We start from the raw sequence: 19,166 nt of genomic DNA, 5'->3' as shown, positions 1-19,166 counted from the left end.
AAAGGCACAAACGCCAGTCAGAGCAAGAGTCACGCCCGCCACCACCAGCTGTCAGCTCACCACTGCTGAGCCGACCCTGCCACCCTCACAGTCAGGGCAGGGCTGCGAACCTACCCCTGTGTTGCTGCATGGTTGTGAAGCCCGCTGTACGTAGAGTGACGGGCCAATTGACCGTGCCCGCGCGTTATCGGCGGCAGATCCGGATGTCGTTACGGCCTGCGCCAGCAAGCTGCCGCCCCTTGCAGCGGTACTATACGCGTGTATAGCCAGCTGTCGGGTCGAGTAATCCGCCATACGTCTGTATGGAGGGGGTGGGGTGTGGAGCACCCGGTTGGCGATCCAGCGTTCGAGGACGTGACGGCCCGGGCGCGGATCAGGGACGCCGCGATCCGCCTGTTCGCCGAACATGGCATCGACGGCACGACGGTCCGCGACATCACTCAGGCGGCCGGCGTGTCGCCGGGCCTGCTTCGGCACCACTTCGGGTCCAAGGAGGCGCTGCGGGAGGCATGCGACCTTCACGTGCTGAACCGGCTCGTGAAGATTAAGGAGGAGCTCGTCCTCGAGGGCAAGGTGGCCAGCCCGGGCTTCCTGCCGGCGGTCCATCCGACGATCTTGCTGTCTTACAAGTACGTCACCCGGGCCCTGCTCGACGGCTCACCCAGCGCCGCGGCGATGTTCGACGACATGGTGGTACTGACCGAGCAGTGGATCAGCAAGAACGCGCCAGACGTCACCGAGGACTACCGGGCATACGCGGCGGTGCTCGTCGGCATGCAGTCCGGGATCCTCGCGATGCACGACCACGTGTCCCGCGCGCTGGGCGTCGACATCTTCACCACCGACGGGCACCTGCGCATGGCCGGTGCGCTGGCCGACTTCTACTCCCACTCGCTACTCGATCCCGAATTCGTCGCGAAGGCCCGCGGGGCGATGGAGCCGCTGCGGGCACCCAATCCGCCTACTGCCGCAGGGACCGACCCCGGGGCCGAAGGAGCATGAGGATCATGACCGAAGCGATCCGCGCAGACGCACTGGTCAAGACGTTCGGGCGTACCCGTGCCCTCGACGGGCTCGATCTCGCCGTGCAGACCGGGGAGGTGCACGGCTTCCTCGGCCCCAACGGCGCAGGGAAGTCCACCACCATCCGGATCCTGCTCGGGCTGCTACGCGCCGACGCCGGCGCCGTCCGGCTGCTCGGTAGCGACCCTTGGCGCGACTCCACGGAACTGCACCGCCGCCTGGCATACGTGCCCGGCGACGTCACACTGTGGCCCAACCTGTCGGGCGGCGAGGTCATCGACCTGCTCGGCCGGCTTCGCGGCGGCCTCGACGTCAGGCGCCGCGCCGAGCTTTTGGAGCGCTTCGACCTCGACCCGAGCAAGAAGAGCCGGACCTACTCGAAAGGCAACCGGCAGAAGGTCGCGCTCGTCGCTGCCCTTGCCTCCGACGTCGACCTGCTCGTGCTCGACGAGCCCACCTCCGGCCTCGACCCGCTCATGGAGGAGGTCTTCCGCCAGGTGATCCGCGAAGAACAGCAGCGTGACGGGCGCACCGTCCTGCTGTCCAGCCACATCCTCGCCGAGGTCGAGGCGCTCTGCGACCGGGTCACCATCATCCGCGAGGGGCGGGCGGTCGAGAGCGGCACGCTCGCCGGCATGCGGCATCTGACCCGCACCTCGATCCAGGTCGACCTCGCCGGGCCGGCGACTGGCCTGGACACGCTGCCCGGCGTGTACGACCTGCAGGCCCACAACGGCACCGTGCGCTTCGACGTGGACACCACCGCGCTCGACGCAGTGCTGCGGCAGCTCACCATGGTGGGCATCCGGAGCCTGACCAGCCAGCCGCCGACCCTCGAAGAGCTGTTCCTGCGTCACTACGACCGGGCGCAGGCCGACGCAAAGCACCGGACGGAGGTGGCCCGGTGAACTCGCTGACCGGCACGCGCGCCCTGGTGCGGCTGGCGCTGCGGCTCGACCGTGTCCGGCTGACCGTGTGGGTGCTCGGGCTCGCGGTGATGCCGATGGCGACCGCGGCCAACTACTTCAAGCTGTACCCGACCGAAGAGAGTCTGCGCGCGGTGAGCGGCGTTCTCACCAACCCGTCACTCGTCGCGCTGAGCGGCCCGCTGTTCGACGTGTCGATCGGTGGGCTCACCGCGTGGAAGATCGGCGTGACCGAGTTCATCCTGGTCGGGCTGATGAGCCTGCTGACGGTCGTGCGGCACACCCGGACCGAGGAGGAGACCGGCCGGCTGGAGCTCATCCGCGCCACCGTGATCGGGCGGCATGCGCCGCTCACCGCCGCCCTGCTTGTCACCGCGCTGGCGAACCTGGCCATCGCGGTGCTCATTGCGCTCGGGCTGATGGCGACCGGGCTGCCGGCCGCCGGTTCGGTGGCGCTCGGCGTTGCGACCGGCCTTGTCGGGATGCTGTTCGCCGCGGTCGCGGGCGCGGCCGCGCAGCTTACCGAGAGCGCCCGGGCGGCCACCGGCATCGCCAGCGCCGTCCTCGGCGGCACGTACCTGCTGCGCGCCGTCGGCGACACCGGGCCGACCTGGCTGAGCTGGCTGTCGCCGACCGGCTGGGCGCTGCACCTGCGCCCGTACGCCGGGGAACGGTGGTGGGTGGCCGCACTGTTCGTCGTGGGCGCGGCTGCCTTCGTCATGGTCGGGTACGCGCTCGCGGACCGCCGGGACGTGGGCGCCGGCCTGCTCCCGGAGCGGCCTGGGCCCGTCGAGGCTTCCCCTGCCCTGCGCAGCCCATTCGCGCTGGCCTGGCGGCTGCACCGCGGCCTGCTCCTCGGATGGACCGTCGGGCTGGCGCTAACCGGTGCCGCCATGGGTGGCGCCGCCGCCGGCATCGGGGACCTGAAGTCGCCGAACCAGCAGCTGACCGACATCTTGACCCGGATGGGCGGGCGCAGCGGCCTCACCGACGCGTTCCTCGCCGCGATCTTCGGCATCACCGGCATGGTCACCGCCGCCTACACGGTTCAGGCGACGCTGCGGCTACGCCAGGAGGAGAGCAGCGGCCGGGTCGAAGCGCTGCTGGCCACGCGCGTCAGCCGGCTGCGCTGGGCAGCGAGCCACCTGGCGTTCGCACTGCTGGGCACGGCGCTGCTGCTGGCCGTGTCGGGCATCGCCGGCGGTCTCATGTACGGCGCGCAGGTCCACGACGTCGGCGGGCAGGTCGGGCGGCTGCTCGGCGCCGCACTGGTGCAACTGCCGGCCGCCTGGGTGTTGGCCGGCTTCGGCACCGCCCTGATCGGCCTCACACCGAGGCTCAGCTCGCTGGCCTGGGCCGCGCTCATCCTGTCCGTCCTGCTCGTTGAACTCGGCGCGCTGTTCGGGCTGAACCAATGGATCGTCGACCTCACCCCGTTCGCACACGTACCGAAGCTGCCCGGCTCCGCATTCACCGTGACACCGATACTGTGGCTCACCGCCATCGCCGTCGCACTGGGAGCGGCCGGGCTCGCGGGGCTGCGCCGAAGAGACATGCCGGTGGCGTGAACACGGCCGGATCGAGGACCGGCCGACTCGACCCGCGCGGCCCTCCATCGGTTCCGGACCACCGCCGCCCCCGGCGGCTCGAAGAAGCGTCGCGGGCGTCGGTCTTGGCCGCGCCCGGGTGCAGGTTGGCGATCCCGCGCATCGCCAACCCTGGCAGGTAGGCCACCTGATGCCCGCAGGCGCGGGCGACCGCGACCGGCAGCGCGCCGATCGAGGCCGGCTGGTCGACCACCATCAGGACCTTGCCGTGCTTGGCGAGCTTGCCGAAGACCTGCCACAGCTTGGCCTCGGTGTTGGCCAGGGCAGCATCGTGCAGCCGCTTGCCATCAAGGGTCAGAGCGACTGCGTGGTGGCCGTCCTTGCCGACATCGACCTCAAGGAACACCTGGTAGTCGCCGTGCACATCGCCCCCGCGACGTTGCGTCCGCCTCGGTCGCCAGTCTGGCGTCGACTGCCGGCAGCCACGTTACGAAGAGACCTACCCCAACCCTGCGAGTGGTCGTGTCCCTATCAGCGGTCCGCCGACGCCACCCGGCCCGGCGACAACACCCCCCGGATCATCGGAACGACAGGGGAAGTAAGTCATACCAGGCCGGGCGACCGAGCAGTCCCCGGCTGGGGACGATCAAAGGTAACGGGGACGAGCGCGTCCAGCAGCCGCGCCGCCGGATCTTCGCCGGCCAGTGACGGGAGGGGGGTAAAACGACTCAGGCGCGGGCCCGAGGCACTCCGACCGCGGCGCCGGGCCGCGCGGTCAACCGGCGCTCAGGACGAGTTCGGCGGTCCGCTCCGGCTGGTCGACCTGCACGAAGTGGCTCGCATTCGGCAGCAGGTGGAGGTCGGCGCGGGGGAAAAGCTCCGCGAAGCGGCGCGCGACCCGTGGATTGAGGGAGCGATCTTCCGTGCCGAAGACCACCCGCACCGGCCGGTCGAACCGGCGCAGGTCGGGTATCCGGCGCCGGTGGGTCAGCACGGTGCCGAGTAGGTCGTCGTTGAGCCGCCAGAACGCTGGCTGGGCCGCGGTGAAGGAGTCGTACAAGAGGTTCACCATCGGGTCCCTGCGCTGGTCGTCCGAGATGAACCTGCCCACCTGCCAGATGTAGAGGCGCCGAGCGAGGTCCGACCCACGGCCGGCCAGCGCTCGGGCTACGTTGCGCAGCAGCGGAGTTGAGTACAGCGCGATGACGGGTGGTCGGCGCAGCGCCGTCGTCTGGTGGTAATAGGTATTGAGCAACACCAGCGCGGCGACCCGGTGCGGATACAGCAGCGCCCAGTCGATCGCCGGTGGCCCGGACGCATCGTGGGCCACGAGCACAACCTGCTCCAGCCCGAGGTGGTCGATCACTGCCGCGAGGTCGCCGGTCATGTTGTCCGCCGTGTACGGGTAGCCGTCGGGCTTGTCCGAGCGGCCCCAGCCGAGGAAGTCGAAGCGGACGACCCGCCGATCGCCGAGGTGCGGCATCAGCTCGTCGTAAAGGTGCAGGTTGTCGGGGAAGCCGTGCAGCAGCACCACCGGCACCCCTTGGCTGCCGGTCACCTCGACATGCAGCAGGTGCCCGGCCCGGGGGACCTTGAGTGTCTCGCGTACCGCTGCCATTCAACTCCGATCGCCGTGCCCTGAACCGACGCTAGCCCGGGAGTCGGGCCGTCCGGGTGGAAAGGCGCCACGGCCAGGCGCGGGAGTGACACCCCGGCATCTGACAGTGCCGACGGTCAGCCCTTCTCCGCGCCGCTGGTCAGCCCTCGGTGAAAAGCCGTTCGCTGGCGAAGAAGAGGATCACGATGGCAGGGTGAGGATCACCGACCCGGCCATCAGCACCGTTTCGCCCGATTGCAGCTGATCAACGCACTCGCAGAGGGTTCAGGGGTTCGAGTCCCTGGCGGCCTACACTTCACCGCCGCTAAGCTGCGACAACGCCACGAAGAGACCATCGGGCAACCTGGCCCCCGGTACCGACAGTTGGGGCGGCGCGAGCGGCGGCGGCATTTCTGGCGAGATTGGCGTTGCCACGTCGGACCTCAGCGGTCGGTGAATGATCAATGATGCTCATGTGATCATCTACAGCTGCGACCCAGAGGCGGACCGCGCCTTCTTCCGGGACACGCTCGGCTGACCACCACGTCGACGCCGGCCATGGCTGGCTCATCTTCAAGCTCCCGCCGGCCGAGTTCGCCATGCACCCGACCGAGGGCGAGCCGGCCCACGAAGCTCTTCCTCATGTGCGACGACGCCGCGGCGACCATGGTCGACCTGGCCGCGAAGGGCGTCGAGTTCACGATCCCGGTCGCCGAGGAGCGGTGGGGGCTGCGCACCACTGCGGCAAGCCGGTGGCGGCAACTCGGTCTCTACGAACCGCGCCACCCGGTCGCAATCTGACGCGCCGGCTTGGTGGCTCGCCGAGGCCGGCGGAAGGGCAGCCCAGCACGTCGGCGGCGCCGACCCCGGTCCCGCCCGCCGGCTGAGGACCACCCCCGCGTGCGCGGGGAGCAGCTCCCCCCGGTGAGGCGCGACAACTCGGGTCCGGGGCCACCCCCGCGTGCGCGGGGAGCAGACCCTCGACGCGCGCCCGGCAGGCGCTCGCGGGACCACCCCCGCGTGCACGGGGAGCAGGTCGGCGACGGCAACAAGAAGCCCCTCGGTGTGGGACCGCCCCCGCGTGCGCGGGGAGCAGGACGCCGGCCGCAGTGTCGTGGACCCGGACACCGGACCACCCCCGCGTGCGCGGGGAGCAGGATTTTCCGCAGGTGCAGCCCGTCCAGGTCGACGGACCACCGGTTCGATACTCGCCGCCAGCGACGCGACCCGAATCGCGACACACCCGTAGCCGGTCTCCAGGTTGCCAACAGCTCACTGCGACTCTCGTCGACTGCGTACCACGGCATCGCCACCCCTCCCCCGAAGGCCCGCCGCAGCCTACCGGTAACGACGCGATCACGCACGGCCCTGCCGTGCGTGATCGCGTCCACCAGCCGACCTACACGCGCTCGCCGATACCCAGTCGTACCTGCGTCTCCTGCGCCCGCTCAGCCGCCGCGCTCGCACCGTAGTGACGGGGCATGTCCTCCGACGTCCAGCCCAGCAGGAGCATCAGGTCTCCGGTATCTCCGCCGGCACGCTTCCATTCATGGGCAAAGCTGTGCCGCCACCGGTGCGCGTGCACGTCCGGCACCCCGGCCGCTTTGCCCAACCGCTTGAGAAGGATCTTGATGCCGTTCGGATTCAAGGCCGCAGTGCCTCGTTCCGCCAGCCAAAGGTTCGGCAGGCCGGCGCCCTTGTGCTTGCCCCTGGCGCGCAAGTAGCGGCTCAGGGCCCGGGCGGTCTTCGGCCCGAAACGTACCCGCCGATCCTTGGCGCCCTTGCCGTGGAAGTGCACCGACTCCGTGTTGAGGTCCACGTCGGCGACGAGGAGGTTCCCGACCTCGGACAGCCGAGCGCCGGTGTTGCAGTACAGCCGGATCAACGCCTCGTCGCGCAGATTGGCGAAGCCCTTGCCCTTGCACGCGTCGAGGAGCCTGCCGGTGTCCTCGTCGCGCATAACCGGGATCAGCTTGCGGGGCGTCTTCGGCTGCCGCACCCGCTCCATCGGCGAGCGGTCGATGGCCTGCTCATCGACGAGCAGCCACTTGAAGAACTGCTGCAACCCCTTGTGCTTGTTCAACGCAGTCGACGCGGACCTGGTGTCGATCATCCACGCCTGGAACGCCTCCACGTGTGCCCGCGACACTGCACACGGGTCGTCGGCCGCGTCCTCGGCGTCCGGGTCCGGCGAGTGCTCCCCGAGATAGCGGCCAAGTTGCGCGGCGGCGAGCAGGTAGTTGTAGCGAGTGGTCTGCGGGTAGTTCCCGGCCCGCAGCGACCGGTCCCAGTCGCGGAGGAACCCGGCCCAGGTCCGGGACAGTCCGACGGTGAGCTTCTGAAGATCCAGTAGTGGCATTACAACCTGCCCGAGTCAAGGAGTCCAACAGCGGCGTGCTAGACCGGGCATCCATGCCAAGCAATAAAAAGAGGGTTCCCGCAAGTCGCTGACCTGCGAAAACCCTCTCGCTGTCGGGACGGCCGGATTCGAACCGACGACCCCTTGACCCCCAGTCAAGTGCGCTACCAAGCTGCGCCACGTCCCGATGCCCCCGCGCGATTCTCCCCGCGACAGCCGGTACAGCTTAGCGCACGATCATCCCGTCGTCCGCACTGGCCCCTCCTGCCCCGAGCCGCGTCGCCGAGCTCACCACCCGTAGAGCGTCCTAGGAGGATAGGTAAGAGAATGGGAGCGGAAAATGCCGGATGGGAGCGGTGCTCCCATCCGGCATCAGGTCCGGCCAGGGGTCAGCCGTGCGCCTTACCGCGGCCGCCCGGGCCGAGCTTCTTGCGGGGGCGTACCGAGATCTCGATCGGGCTGCCCTCGAAGCCGAACTCCTCGCGCAGCTTGCGCTCGACGAAGCGCTGGTAGCCCGCGTCCAGCGGACCGGTGGTGAACAGCACGAAGCGCGGCGGGGCCACGCCGGCCTGGGTGGCGAAGAGGATCTTCGGCGCCCGGCCGCCGCGCACCGGGTGCGGGGTGGCCTGCACCAGGGCGGTCAGCCACGAGTTGAGCTGCGCCGTCGGCACCCGGGTCTCCCAGCTCGCCAGGGCCTTGCGCAGCGCCGGGGCGAGCTTGTCGACCGCCCGGCCGGTCCGCGCCGACAGGTTGAGCCGGATCGCCCACGGGATCCGGCGCAGCTCGCGCTCGATCTCCTTGTCCAGGTAGTACCGGCGGTCGGCGTCGACCAGGTCCCACTTGTTGAAGGCGATCACCAGCGCCCGGCCGGCCTCGGTGACCATGGACAGGATCCGCTGGTCCTGCTCGCTGATGACCTCGCTGGAGTCGAGCAGCACCACCGCGACCTCGGCGGCCTCGATCGCCGACGCGGTCCGCAGGCTGGCGTAGTACTCGGTGCCGCTGGCCTTGCCCACCCGCTTGCGCAGGCCCGCCGTGTCCACCAGTTGCCAGGTCTCCCCGCCGATCTCGACGAGGCTGTCCACCGGGTCCACCGTGGTGCCCGCCACCGAGTCCACGACCGCCCGCTCCTCGCCCGAGAAGCGGTTCAGCAGGCTGGACTTGCCGACGTTCGGCCGGCCGACGAGGGCCACCCGGCGCGGGCCGCGCGGGCGGTGCTCGACGATCTTCGGGGCCTCCGGCAGCGCGTCCATGATGGCGTCGAGCAGCTCGCCCGAGCCGCGGCCGTGCAGCGCCGACACCGCGTACGGCTCGCCGAGGCCGAGCGACCAGAGCGAGGTCGCCTCCATCTCGATGGAGGTGTTGTCGGCCTTGTTCGCGACCAGGATCACCGGCTTGGCGCTGCGGCGCAGCATGCGTACCGCCGCCTCGTCCACATCGGTCGAGCCGACCATCGCGTCGACCACGAACAGCACCACGTCGGCCGTGGCGACCGCCGCCTCGGCCTGCGCCGCGATCGCGGCCGCCCGGTCCTTGGCGTCGGGCTCCCACCCGCCGGTGTCCACCACGGTGAACTGCCGGCCCGCCCACTGCGCGTCGTACGGGACGCGGTCCCGGGTCACCCCGGGGATGTCCTCGACGACCGCCTGCCGGCGGCCGATGATCCGGTTGACCAGGGTCGACTTGCCCACGTTGGGACGGCCGACCACGGCCACGACCGGCTGCGGGCCGGTCACTTCCTCGGTCTCGACGTCCGGTTCCCGCAGCTCCACCCAACCGTCGGCGTCGGTCATGCCACGCCCCGCTCGGTCAGCAGGTCACGCAGGCGCGCGACGACCTCGTCGATGCCCAACTCGGTCGTGTCCAGCACCACGGCGTCGGCGGCCTGGGTCAGCGGGTCGGCCTTGCGGGTCGAGTCGAGCCGGTCCCGCCGGGCCAGGTCGGCGGCGGTGGCCGCCACGTCGGTGGCGTCCTCGGCGCTGCGCCGGGCCGCCCGGGCCGCCTCGGAGGCGGTGAGGTAGACCTTCAGGTCGGCGTCCGGCGCCACCACGGACCCGATGTCGCGGCCCTCGACCACGATCCGGCCGGCGTGGGCGATCATCTCGCGCTGCCGGGTGACCAGCAGCGCGCGCACCGCCGGCACGGCGGCCACGGCGGAGACCGCCCCGGTCACCTCCGGGCCGCGGATCTCGGCGTCGACGGTCACGCCGTCGGCGGTCACGCCGTACCCCGTGGGGTCGGTGCCGATGCGCAGGTCCACCTCGCCGGCAACCTTGGCCACCGACTCGGTGTCGGTCAGGTCGACACCGGAGCGCAGCACGGCCCAGGTGATGGCCCGGTACATGGCGCCGGTGTCGAGGTAGCGAGCACCGAGGCCGACGGCGAGCCGCCGCGAGACGGTGGACTTACCCGAACCGGACGGCCCGTCCACAGCGACCACGCAGCGCCCGGCCCGTACGTTTTCCTCCACCGTTGTCCTCCTCAGCCCGTACCCCACGAAACGCCCACCGCGTCCCGCGAGCGGTTTCCACACGTCCTCAATCATGCCCGGCGGCGCGCGAGGTCGCCGCCGGCCGCCGGGCCGCCACGGAGCCTACCGGCAGCCGTACCCGCGAGCCGGCCGGTCAGTCACCCACGGCCTTGAACAGGGCGGCGACCTCCGCGTTGGTCAGCCGCCGGGTGCGCCCGGCGCGCAGGTCGCCCAGCCGGATCGGCCCGATGGCGGTACGCACCAGCCGGCTCACCGGGTGGCCCACCTCGGCGAGCAGCCGCCGGACGATGTGCTTGCGCCCCTCGTGCAGGCTCAGCTCCACCTGGGCGGTCTTGCCCAGGGTGTCCACCACCCGGAAGGCGTCGACCTTCGCCGGGCCGTCCTCCAGCTCCACGCCGGCCGTCAGCCGCTTGCCGAGGTTGCGCGGGATCGGCCCGGACACCTCGCAGAGGTAGGTCTTCTGCACCCCGTACGACGGGTGCATGAGCCTGTGCGCGAGGGTGCCGTCGTTGGTGAGCAGCAGCAGGCCCTCACTGTCGGCGTCGAGCCGCCCGACGTGGTAGACCCGCTGCTCCACTCGGTTGCCGAGGAAGTCGGCGAGCGCCGTCCGCCCCTTCTCGTCGGCCATGGTGGAGACGACCCCGCGCGGCTTGTTCATGGCCAGGTAGACCAGACGGGTGTCGGCGACGAGACGCTCGCCGTCGACGTGGATGACGGCGGTGGCCGGATCGACCTTGTCGCCGAGCTGGGCGACCCGCCCGTTGACGGTGACCCGGCGGCGGAAGATCAGGTCCTCGCAGGCGCGCCGGGAGCCCACGCCGGCGGCGGCCAGCACCTTCTGGAGGCGCTCGGCCCCCTCGAAGACGGGCGCGTCGGGGCGGGGGGTGCGGTCATCGCGTGGCATCGGCAAGCTCTTCTACGTCGTCGGGAAGGAACGGGGCCAGCGGCGGGAGGTCGTCGACGCTGTTCAGCCCGAGCTTCTCCAGGAACATCGTGGTGGTCCGGTAGAGAAACGCCCCGCTGTCCGGTTCGGCGCCGCACTCCTCCACCAGCCCGCGGGAGACCAGGGTACGGATCACCCCGTCGCAGTTGACACCCCGGATGGCGGAGATCCGCGACCGGGTCACCGGCTGCTTGTAGGCGACCACGGCCAGTGTCTCCAGCGCGGCCTGGGTCAGCCGCACGGACTGCCCGTCCAGCACGAACCGTTCGACGTAGGTCGCGTATTCCGGTCGGGTGTAGAGACGCCAGCCACCCGCGGCCCGGCGCAGCTCGAAGCCGTGCCCGGCGGCGGTGTAGCCCGCGGCGATCTCGTCCAGCATCGGCCCGATCCGCTCGGCGGGCTGCTCCAGGACCTGGGCGAGCGTCAGCTCGCTGACCGGCTCGTCGACCACCAGCAGGATCGCCTCCAGCGCCCCGCGCAGCTCCGCGTCGTCGAGTTCCGGCGCCGGCGCGGGTGCCGGCGCCGCCCGCCGCCGCCCGGCCGGCTGCTTCGTCGGTACGCCCGCAGCCGGGTCCTGTGCCGCCCTGTCCGCCCGCTCCGCGCCCTGCTCCGCCGCGTCGGTCCGCTCCGCGCCTCGTTCCGCCGTCTCGCCCTGCTCGGCGCCCTCCCCCGCGGCGTTCCCGAGGGTCTCCCCCGTGCCGTCGGCCGGTGCGGCGGGGATCTCGGAGGGATCCGGCCCCTTCGGGGGCAGGTCGCTGTCTGGGTCACCCGAAGGCGACTCGGCCGGCGGGGTGGGGCGCTGCCAGGGTGGGATCCAGGCGGCGGCCTGGTCCGCCAGGGAGTTCCGGCGCTCCTCGCTGCTCATCCGGTCTGCTCCTCCGTCGTCGCCGTCCCGTTCCCGCCCGCCGCCGCGCCCGCCCCGGCCTCGTGGGCCGGCCCCGCCGCACTCGCGGCGGCGCCCGGCGGGCCCGCGGTCGGTGTCTGGTCCGCCGGTTCGGCGGGGGTGCCGGCGTACTCGTCGATGTGCAGGTCCGGGCCGCCCTCGGCGGGGCCGGTCCAGCGTACGGTCAGCTCCTCCAGGGCCTGCTCCTGGACGAAGGCGACCAGGCCCTCCCGGTAGAGCTCCAGCAGCGCCAGGAACCGGGCCACCACCTCCAGGGTGGCGTCGCAGTCGGCGCAGAGCAGCGAGAAGGTGGCGGTGCCGGCCCGGCGCAGCCGCTCGGTGATGATCGCCGCGTGTTCCCGGACGCTGACCCGGACCATGTGCACGTGGGCGATCGACACCTCCGGCACCGGCTTCGGCGTCATCGCTTTGATCGCCAGCTTCAGCAGCCGCTCCGGGCCGATGCCGAGCACCAGGTCCGGCAGGGCCTCGGCGTACCGGGGCTCCAGGGTGACCGCCCGGGGGTAGCGCCGGCCGCCGACCTCCTCCAGCGCGGCGATGTGCGCCGCCGCCTCCTTGTACGCCTTGTACTGCAGCAGTCGGGCGAAGAGCAGGTCCCGCGCCTCCAGCAGGGCGAGGTCCTCCTCGTCCTCGACCTCGGCGGCGGGCAGCAGCCGGGCGGCCTTGAGGTCGAGCAGGGTGGCGGCGATCAGCAGGAACTCGCTGGCCTCGTCCAGGTCCCACTGGTCGCCCATGGCCCGGATGTACGCGATGAACTCGTCGGTGACCCGGTGCAGCGCCACCTCGGTGACGTCGAGCTTGTGCTTGCCGATCAGTTGGAGCAGCAGGTCGAACGGGCCGGTGAAGTTCGCCAGCCGGACGGTGAAGCCAGCGCTCTCCGCCGCCTCGGGCACGCCCCCGGGACCCGTCGACACCTCGGCGGCGGGCTCGGCGGCCCGCACGGGCGGCTGCTCCGGCGTCGCGGGCGGATCGAGGGGTGGCGCGGTCACCGGAAGACCGTAGTCCACGCCCCGGACGCCTCGGCGCGAAGGTGCACCCGGGGCCTACCGCTCCGCCTGGGCGGCGATCACCTCGCGGGCGAGCTGGCGGTAGTTGCGGGCGCCGGACGAGGCCGGGTCGAGCGTGGTGATCGGGGCACCGGCGACGGTGGACTCGGGGAACTTGACGGTCTTGGTGATCACCGTCTGGTAGACCTTGTCGCCGAACGCCTCCACCACCCGCTGGAGCACCTGCCGGCAGTGGGTGGTGCGGCTGTCGTACATGGTGGCGAGGATGCCCTCGAGCTCCAGGTCGAAGTTGAGCCGCTCGCGCACCTTGTCGATGGTGTCCAGCAGCAGGGCGACACCGCGCAGGCTGAAGAACTCGCACTCCAGCGGGATGAGCACGCCGTGCGCGACCGTGAGCGCGTTGATCGCCAGCAGGCCCAGCGAGGGCTGGCAGTCGATCAGGATGTAGTCGTACTCCTTGCGGATCGACCGGAGCACCCGGGCCAGGGCCATCTCCCGGGCGACCTCGTTGACCAGCTGGATCTCGGCCGCGGAGAGGTCGATGTTGGCCGGCAGCAGGTGCAGCCCCGCCACGTCGGTCTTGATCAGGACGTCCTCGGCGGTGACGTCGTCCTGCATGAGGAGGTTGTAGACCGACAGGTCGAGGTTGTGCGGGTTGACCCCCAGCCCGACCGAGAGGGCGCCCTGCGGGTCGAAGTCGACCAGCAGCACCTTGCGGCCGTACTCGGCCAGCGCGGCGCCCAGGTTGATGGTCGTGGTGGTCTTGCCGACGCCGCCTTTCTGGTTGGCCATCGCGATGATCCGGGCCGGGCCGTGCCGATCGGTCGGCATCGGCTCGGGAATCGGCTTGCGCATCGTGTAGGCCGCCGGATCCGCCGGGCCGAGATCCGCCCCGAGCGTGGCCTGCTGCTCGCGGAGCTCCGACGTCCAGGTCTCGGCACGGTCACCGTTGCCAGCCATGTCCTCGTTGCCCCCTCCCGACGACCACCCGGCGTCGGAGCCGTCCGACGTCCTGCGCGGCGCCGCTGCGCACCCCGTCTGCCTCGCCCCAGGAGGTCCGCGCCGATGCCGACTGTACGCCACCGGCCAGCGGGCCGGTCGCACCCGCTCGGCGTGTCGCCGCCCCGCCGACCAGGCCACCCCCGGCGGACCGGCCGACGCTCACCGGCCGGACGGTCGACGGGGTCAGCCGCGGGCCCGGGGATGGGCGGTGGCGTACACCTCGCGCAGCCGATCCACGGTGACCAGCGTGTAGACCTGGGTGGTGGTCACCGAGGCGTGGCCGAGCAGTTCCTGCACCACCCGCACGTCCGCGCCGCCGTCGAGCAGGTGGGTGGCGTAGGAGTGGCGCAGGGTGTGCGGGGAGACCGCCTGCGGCCCGTCCACCGGCAGGCCGGCCCGCTGGGCGGCGCGGCGCAGGATGGTCCAGGCCCCCTGCCGGGACAGCGCGCCGCCACGGGCGTTGAGGAACACCGCCGGGGTGCCCCGGCCGGCGGCGGCCAGCCCGGGCCGGGCGCGCACCAGCCAGGCGCTCAGCGCCTCGACCGCGTACCCGCCGATGGGGACCAGCCGGGTGCGGCCGCCCTTGCCGCGCAGGACGACGGTGCCCTCGCCGACGTCGAGGTCGTCGACGGCCGCGCCGACCGCCTCGGAGATCCGCGCCCCGGTGCCGTACAGGAACTCCAGCAGCGCCCGGTCGCGCAGCGCGAGCGGCGCCCCGTCGCCGGTGGCGGTCACGGCGCCGGCGGTCTCCAGCAGCCGGACCACGTCGTCCACCGGCAGCGCGCGGGGCAGCCGGCGCGGCGGGGTGGGCGGGCGGACGTCGCGGCTGGGGTCGGCGCCGGCCAGCCCCTCCCGCAGCGCGAAGCGGTGCAGCCCGCGCACCGCGCTGGCCGCCCGCGCCGCGGACGAGACCGCCAGCGGCGGGTGCGCGTCGTCGCCGGCCCGCAGCCGGGACAGGTGCTCCTCGACCTGGCCGGGGCCGACCGCCGCCAGGTCCGGCACCCTGGCCGCCGCCAGGGTGGCCAGGTAGCGCTCCAGGTCCCGGCGGTACGACGAGAGCGTGTTCGCCGACAGTCCCCGTTCGACGGTGAGGTGGTCCAGGTAGCCGCGGACGGCACGGCGCAGGGCCGGCGCGGGCTCCGCGCCCGCGCCGGCCCCGTCCGGTGTGCCGGTCAGCCCGCCGCCCCTCAGGCCAGTGCGTCGGCCAGCGGCAGGGCCCGCATGCCGTGCGCCTCGGCGACCGGGCCGTAGGTGACCTGGCCGTCGTGGGTGTTCAGGCCCAGCGCCAGCGCCGGGTCGCGGCGCAGCGCCTCCCGCCAGCCGTGGTTGGCCAGCTCCAGGGCGTACGGCAGGGTGACGTTGGTCAGCGCGTAGGTGCTGGTGTGCGGCACGGCGCCCGGCATGTTCGCCACGCAGTAGAAGATCGACTCGTGGACCTTGTAGGTCGGGTCGGCGTGCGTGGTGGGACGCGAGTCCTCGAAGCAGCCGCCCTGGTCGATGGAGATGTCGACCAGCACGCTGCCCGGCTTCATCCGGGAGACCAACTCGTTGGAGATCAGGGTCGGGGCCTTCGCACCGGGCACCAGCACCGCGCCGATGACCAGGTCCGCGTCGAGCACGGCCCGCTCGATCTCGTACGCGTTGGAGGCGACCGTCTGCAGGTGGCCGCGGTAGATGGCGTCGGCCTGGCGCAGCCGCGCGACGTTCTTGTCCAGCAGCAGCACCTCGGCCTGCAGGCCGAGCGCGATCGCGGCGGCGTTCATGCCGGAGACGCCGGCGCCGATGACCACGGTCTTCGCGGCGTAGACGCCGGAGACGCCGCCCATCAGGATGCCCCGCCCGCCGCCCTGTGCCTGCAGGTGGTACGCGCCGACCTGCGGTGCGAGCCGGCCCGCCACCTCGGACATCGGGGCGAGCAGGGGCAGCGACCGGTCCGGCAGCTCCACCGTCTCGTAGGCGATGCCGGTCACCTTGCGGTCGAGCAGCGCGTCGGTGCACTCCTTGGACGCGGCCAGGTGCAGGTAGGTGAAGAGCACCTGCCCCTCGCGCATCCGGTGGTACTCCTCGGCGACCGGCTCCTTGACCTTGAGCACCAGCTCGGCGGTGTCCCACACCTCGTCGGCGGTGGCCAGGATCTTGGCTCCGGCGGCGGCGAAGTCGTCGTCGCTGATGCTGGACCCGACCCCGGCGCCGGCCTCGACGAAGACCTGGTGACCGCTGCGGACGAACTCGTTGATGCCCGCCGGCGTGATCGCCACGCGGTACTCGTGGTTCTTGACCTCGCGGGGGATTCCGACCTTCACGATGCAGACACCTCTCTCCGGGGCTGCTCTCCCCCGACTGCTCGGCGCCACGACGGCCCCTTTGCCGCCGTGGTCCACCGGTCCCGTCGGCGGCAGTCTAGGCGCGCCGCCGCCCGAAATGAGCCAGCACAGTGACATCCGGTGCCCGCCCACCCTGACGAAGTGTCAGGCGTCGACCCGGCCGGCGGTGGGACGCCCCCTCAGCCGTCAGGACAGTGTTCGTCCATTATCGTCCCATCCAGTGGGTCCCGCTGCGGACACGACGAGAGTGGATCACTAGGGTGTCGCCTCATGACCACACCTCCTTACCAGCCCGGGTACCCGACGGGCGTTTCCGACAAGAGCAAGCTCGTCGCCGGTCTCCTCGGCATCCTGCTGGGCGGCTTCGGTGCCGGCCGGTTCTACATGGGCGACACCAAGACCGGTGTCCTCCAGCTCGTGGTGACCATCGTGACCTGCGGCTTCGGCAGCCTCTGGGGCCTGATCGACGGCATCCTGATCCTGGTCAACGGTGGCGTCGACGGGCAGGGCCGGCCGCTGCGCGACTGACCCGACCGGAACGACGAAGGGGCCGTGCGGCGAACCGCACGGCCCCTTCCGCCGTGTATCGCGTCCGGCTCGGCCGGCTCAGCGCGGCGGCGGCGTGTCCGCCCGGCGCAGCGCCGACCAACCGGCGTCGCGGCCCCGGGCCGCGGCGAGCAGCCCGGCCACGCAGGACGCGTTGGTGATCTCCCCCGCGAGGACCATGCCGACCGCCTCGTCCAGGTCGATCCGGACGACCTGGAGGTCGGCCTCCTCCTCGCTGCGCTCGTGGCGCCGCTCGGCCGGCACGTCGGTCAGGTCCCGGGCCAGGAACACCCGGACCAGCTCGTTGGTGAAACCCGGCGAGCTGTGCAGGTCGACCAGGACGTCGAGCCGCCCCGCGACGAGGTCGACCTCCTCGGCCAACTCCCGGGCCGCGGCGGCGGCCAGGTCCTCGCCGGAGACGTCGGTCAGCCCGGCGGGCAGCTCCCACAGGTGCCGCCCGACGGGGTGGCGGTACTGGCGGATCAGCACCACCTGGCCGGCGGAGTCGAGCGCCACCACGGCCACCGCGCCGACGTGCCGGACGAAGTCCCGGACTCCCGTCCCGCCGCCCGGCATGGTCACCTCCTCGCTGACCACGTCGAAGATCCGGCCGCGGTATCGCTCGGTGCGGGAGCGCACCTCGTAGCGGTGCTCGACGGCGCTCACGCCGCCGCCCCGCTCGGCGTGACGGCGGCGCGAGGCGCCGCGCTGCTGTGCCCGACGGGTCGCTCGCTCCGCTCGCTCACGAGGCCGACGCCGCCTTCGCGGCGGCGCCGCCGTTGCGGGCGGCCTTCTTCGCCGCCGCGTTCTCCGCCGCCTCCAGGTCCACCGGGAGCTGGTCGGCCTCGGAGTACGCCACGGCCGCCTTGACGAAGGAGGCGAAGAGCGGATGCGGCCGGGTCGGGCGGCTCTTCAGCTCCGGGTGCGCCTGGGTGGCCACGAAGAACGGGTGCAGGCCGCGGTCCAGCTCGATGAACTCGACCAGCCGGCCGTCCGGCGAGGTGCCGGAGAAGCGCAGGCCCGCCTTGGTGAGCTGGTCCCGGTAGGCGTTGTTCACCTCGTACCGGTGCCGGTGCCGCTCGCTGATCTCGGTGCTGCCGTACGCCTCGGCGACCAGCGAGCCCTCGGTCAGCTTCGCCGGGTACGCCCCGAGCCGCATCGTGCCGCCCAGGTCGCCCCTGCCGGCGACGATGTCCTCCTGGTCGGCCATGGTGGCGATGACCGGGTGCTTCGCCTCCTCGTCGAACTCCAGCGAGTTGGCGCCCTCCAGGCCGGCCAGGTGCCGGGCCACCTCGATGGTCATGCACTGCAGGCCGAGGCAGAGGCCGAGCAGCGGGATGCCGTTCTCCCGGGCGTACCGGGCGGTGCCGATCTTGCCCTCGATGCCGCGCACCCCGAAGCCGCCCGGGATGACGATGCCGTCCACGCCGGCCAGGGCGGCCGCGGCGCCGGTCGGGGTGACGCACTCGTCGCTAGGCACCCAGCGCAGCTGCACCCGGGCCCGGTGGCCGAAACCGGCGGCCCGGATCGCCTCGCTCACCGACAGGTACGCGTCGGGAAGGTCGACGTACTTGCCGACCACGGCGACGGTGACGGTGTGCCGGGGCTGGTGCACCCGGTCCAGCAGGTCGTCCCAGCTGGCCCAGTCCACGTCCCGGAAGGAGAGGCCGAGCCGGCGCACCACGTACGCGTCGAGGCCCTCCCGGTGCAGCACCTTCGGGATGTCGTAGATGCTCGGCGCGTCCGGGGCGGCGGTGACCGCCTCGCGGTCGACGTCGCAGTAGAGCGACAGCTTCTGCTTGACCTTGTCGGGGATCTCCCGGTCGCAGCGCAGCACCAGCGCGTCGGGCTGGATGCCGATGCTGCGCAGCTGGGCCACCGAGTGCTGGGTCGGCTTGGTCTTCAGCTCCCCCGACGGCGCCAGGTACGGCACCAGCGAGACGTGCAGGTAGAAGCAGTTGTCCCGGCCCAGGTCGTGGCGGACCTGCCGGATCGCCTCCAGGAACGGCAGCGACTCGATGTCGCCGACCGTGCCGCCGACCTCGGTGATCACGACGTCCGGCACCTGGCCGTCGTCGTCCGGGTCGGCCATGGCCAGGATCCGCGACTTGATCTCGTTGGTGATGTGCGGAATGACCTGGACGGTGTCGCCCAGGTACTCGCCGCGCCGCTCCTTCGCGATCACGTCCGAGTAGATCTGGCCGGTGGTGACGTTCGCCTTCCCGGAGAGCGCCCGGTCCAGGAATCGCTCGTAGTGCCCGACGTCGAGGTCGGTCTCGGCGCCGTCCTCGGTCACGAAGACCTCGCCGTGCTGGAACGGGTTCATCGTCCCCGGGTCGACGTTGAGGTAGGGGTCGAGCTTCTGCATGACCACGCGCAGGCCGCGCGCGGTGAGCAGGTTGCCGAGGCTGGAGGCGGTGAGGCCCTTACCCAGCGAGGAGGCGACGCCCCCGGTGACGAAAATGTGCCTGGTCGTCCGTGCTGAAGGGGCCAAGGC

Annotated in this window: 17 protein-coding genes, 1 tRNA gene and 1 pseudogene; 5 read left to right on the top strand and 14 right to left on the bottom strand. The window is 71.9% G+C overall.

Annotated features, from left to right (window positions below; translation table 11 throughout):
* Positions 1-318 precede the first annotated feature (318 nt).
* The 3 genes from ABT006_RS33000 to ABT006_RS32990 are packed head-to-tail and all read left to right on the top strand — an operon-like array spanning position 319 to position 3,517.
* The gene (locus ABT006_RS33000) at positions 319-1,002 is read left to right on the top strand and encodes a TetR/AcrR family transcriptional regulator (RefSeq protein WP_350712395.1); all 684 of its coding nucleotides are present in this window, start codon (positions 319-321) and stop codon (positions 1,000-1,002) included.
* A 5-nt stretch (positions 1,003-1,007) separates the two neighbouring features.
* The gene (locus tag ABT006_RS32995; protein WP_350712394.1) at positions 1,008-1,931 is read left to right on the top strand and encodes an ABC transporter ATP-binding protein; all 924 of its coding nucleotides are present in this window, start codon (positions 1,008-1,010) and stop codon (positions 1,929-1,931) included.
* A complete protein-coding gene (locus ABT006_RS32990) occupies positions 1,928-3,517 on the top strand; it encodes an ABC transporter permease (RefSeq protein ID WP_350712393.1) in 1,590 nt (529 codons plus the stop codon). The genes ABT006_RS32995 and ABT006_RS32990 overlap by 4 nt, the downstream gene beginning before the upstream one ends.
* A gap of 82 nt (positions 3,518-3,599) precedes the next feature.
* On the opposite strand, the pseudogene ABT006_RS32985 reads toward ABT006_RS32990, so the two are convergent.
* Together ABT006_RS32985 and ABT006_RS32980 are read right to left on the bottom strand one after the other, a co-directional pair.
* A pseudogene (locus tag ABT006_RS32985) lies at positions 3,600-3,920 on the bottom strand (IS110 family transposase); the annotation flags it as partial.
* Positions 3,921-4,271: 351 nt separating this feature from the next.
* Complete coding sequence (locus ABT006_RS32980; RefSeq protein WP_350712392.1) at positions 4,272-5,114, bottom strand: alpha/beta fold hydrolase; 843 nt, start codon at positions 5,112-5,114, stop codon at positions 4,272-4,274.
* A 621-nt stretch (positions 5,115-5,735) separates the two neighbouring features.
* On the opposite strand from ABT006_RS32980, the gene ABT006_RS32975 reads away from it, so the two are divergent.
* Positions 5,736-5,894 (top strand): hypothetical protein, encoded by a 159-nt coding sequence (locus ABT006_RS32975; RefSeq protein WP_350712391.1) that lies wholly within the window; start codon positions 5,736-5,738, stop codon positions 5,892-5,894.
* 598 nt (positions 5,895-6,492) lie between these two features.
* Here the strand turns inward: ABT006_RS32975 and ABT006_RS32970 are convergent.
* The 10 genes from ABT006_RS32970 to ald all read right to left on the bottom strand — a co-directional run bounded on the left by ABT006_RS32970 (position 6,493) and on the right by ald (position 16,102).
* The gene (locus tag ABT006_RS32970) at positions 6,493-7,452 is read right to left on the bottom strand and encodes a tyrosine-type recombinase/integrase (protein WP_350712390.1); all 960 of its coding nucleotides are present in this window, start codon (positions 7,450-7,452) and stop codon (positions 6,493-6,495) included.
* A gap of 113 nt (positions 7,453-7,565) precedes the next feature.
* A tRNA-Pro gene (locus ABT006_RS32965) sits at positions 7,566-7,639 on the bottom strand.
* 202 nt (positions 7,640-7,841) lie between these two features.
* Positions 7,842-9,245 (bottom strand): ribosome biogenesis GTPase Der, encoded by a 1,404-nt coding sequence (gene der / locus ABT006_RS32960; protein WP_350712389.1) that lies wholly within the window; start codon positions 9,243-9,245, stop codon positions 7,842-7,844.
* Positions 9,242-9,922: a (d)CMP kinase gene (gene cmk, locus ABT006_RS32955; RefSeq protein ID WP_350712388.1), complete on the bottom strand. Its 681-nt coding sequence runs from the start codon at positions 9,920-9,922 to the stop codon at positions 9,242-9,244. The genes der and cmk overlap by 4 nt, the downstream gene beginning before the upstream one ends.
* Positions 9,923-10,076: 154 nt before the next feature.
* Positions 10,077-10,847 (bottom strand): pseudouridine synthase, encoded by a 771-nt coding sequence (locus ABT006_RS32950; protein WP_350712387.1) that lies wholly within the window; start codon positions 10,845-10,847, stop codon positions 10,077-10,079.
* A complete protein-coding gene (gene scpB / locus ABT006_RS32945) occupies positions 10,834-11,751 on the bottom strand; it encodes an SMC-Scp complex subunit ScpB (protein WP_350712386.1) in 918 nt (305 codons plus the stop codon). Before scpB ends, ABT006_RS32950 begins: the two co-directional genes overlap by 14 nt.
* Positions 11,748-12,779 (bottom strand): segregation and condensation protein A, encoded by a 1,032-nt coding sequence (locus ABT006_RS32940; protein ID WP_350712385.1) that lies wholly within the window; start codon positions 12,777-12,779, stop codon positions 11,748-11,750. Before ABT006_RS32940 ends, scpB begins: the two co-directional genes overlap by 4 nt.
* A 54-nt stretch (positions 12,780-12,833) precedes the next feature.
* Entirely contained in the window at positions 12,834-13,757 is a 924-nt protein-coding gene (locus tag ABT006_RS32935) for a ParA family protein (protein WP_036375269.1), read from the bottom strand.
* Between the two features lie 225 nt (positions 13,758-13,982).
* A complete protein-coding gene (locus tag ABT006_RS32930) occupies positions 13,983-14,975 on the bottom strand; it encodes a site-specific tyrosine recombinase XerD (RefSeq protein WP_350712399.1) in 993 nt (330 codons plus the stop codon).
* A gap of 11 nt (positions 14,976-14,986) precedes the next feature.
* Positions 14,987-16,102 (bottom strand): alanine dehydrogenase, encoded by a 1,116-nt coding sequence (gene ald, locus ABT006_RS32925; RefSeq protein ID WP_350712384.1) that lies wholly within the window; start codon positions 16,100-16,102, stop codon positions 14,987-14,989.
* Positions 16,103-16,393: 291 nt separating this feature from the next.
* Between ald and ABT006_RS32920 the strand changes: the two genes are divergently transcribed.
* Positions 16,394-16,651, top strand: a complete 258-nt coding sequence (locus tag ABT006_RS32920) for an NINE protein (protein ID WP_502891051.1) — start codon at positions 16,394-16,396, stop codon at positions 16,649-16,651.
* A 78-nt stretch (positions 16,652-16,729) separates the two neighbouring features.
* On the opposite strand, the gene ABT006_RS32915 is transcribed toward ABT006_RS32920, so the two are convergent.
* Both ABT006_RS32915 and pyrG read right to left on the bottom strand, forming a co-directional pair.
* A complete protein-coding gene (locus ABT006_RS32915) occupies positions 16,730-17,335 on the bottom strand; it encodes an NUDIX domain-containing protein (RefSeq protein WP_350712383.1) in 606 nt (201 codons plus the stop codon).
* Between the two features lie 76 nt (positions 17,336-17,411).
* Complete coding sequence (gene pyrG / locus ABT006_RS32910) at positions 17,412-19,163, bottom strand: CTP synthase (RefSeq protein ID WP_350712382.1); 1,752 nt, start codon at positions 19,161-19,163, stop codon at positions 17,412-17,414.
* Positions 19,164-19,166 lie beyond the last annotated feature (3 nt).

Source organism: Micromonospora sp. NPDC002717 (assembly GCF_040295705.1).
In the GTDB taxonomy this organism is placed as follows: domain Bacteria; phylum Actinomycetota; class Actinomycetes; order Mycobacteriales; family Micromonosporaceae; genus Micromonospora.
Note: the sequence above shows the minus strand (reverse complement) of the source record. Positions and strands in the feature narration are given on the sequence as shown.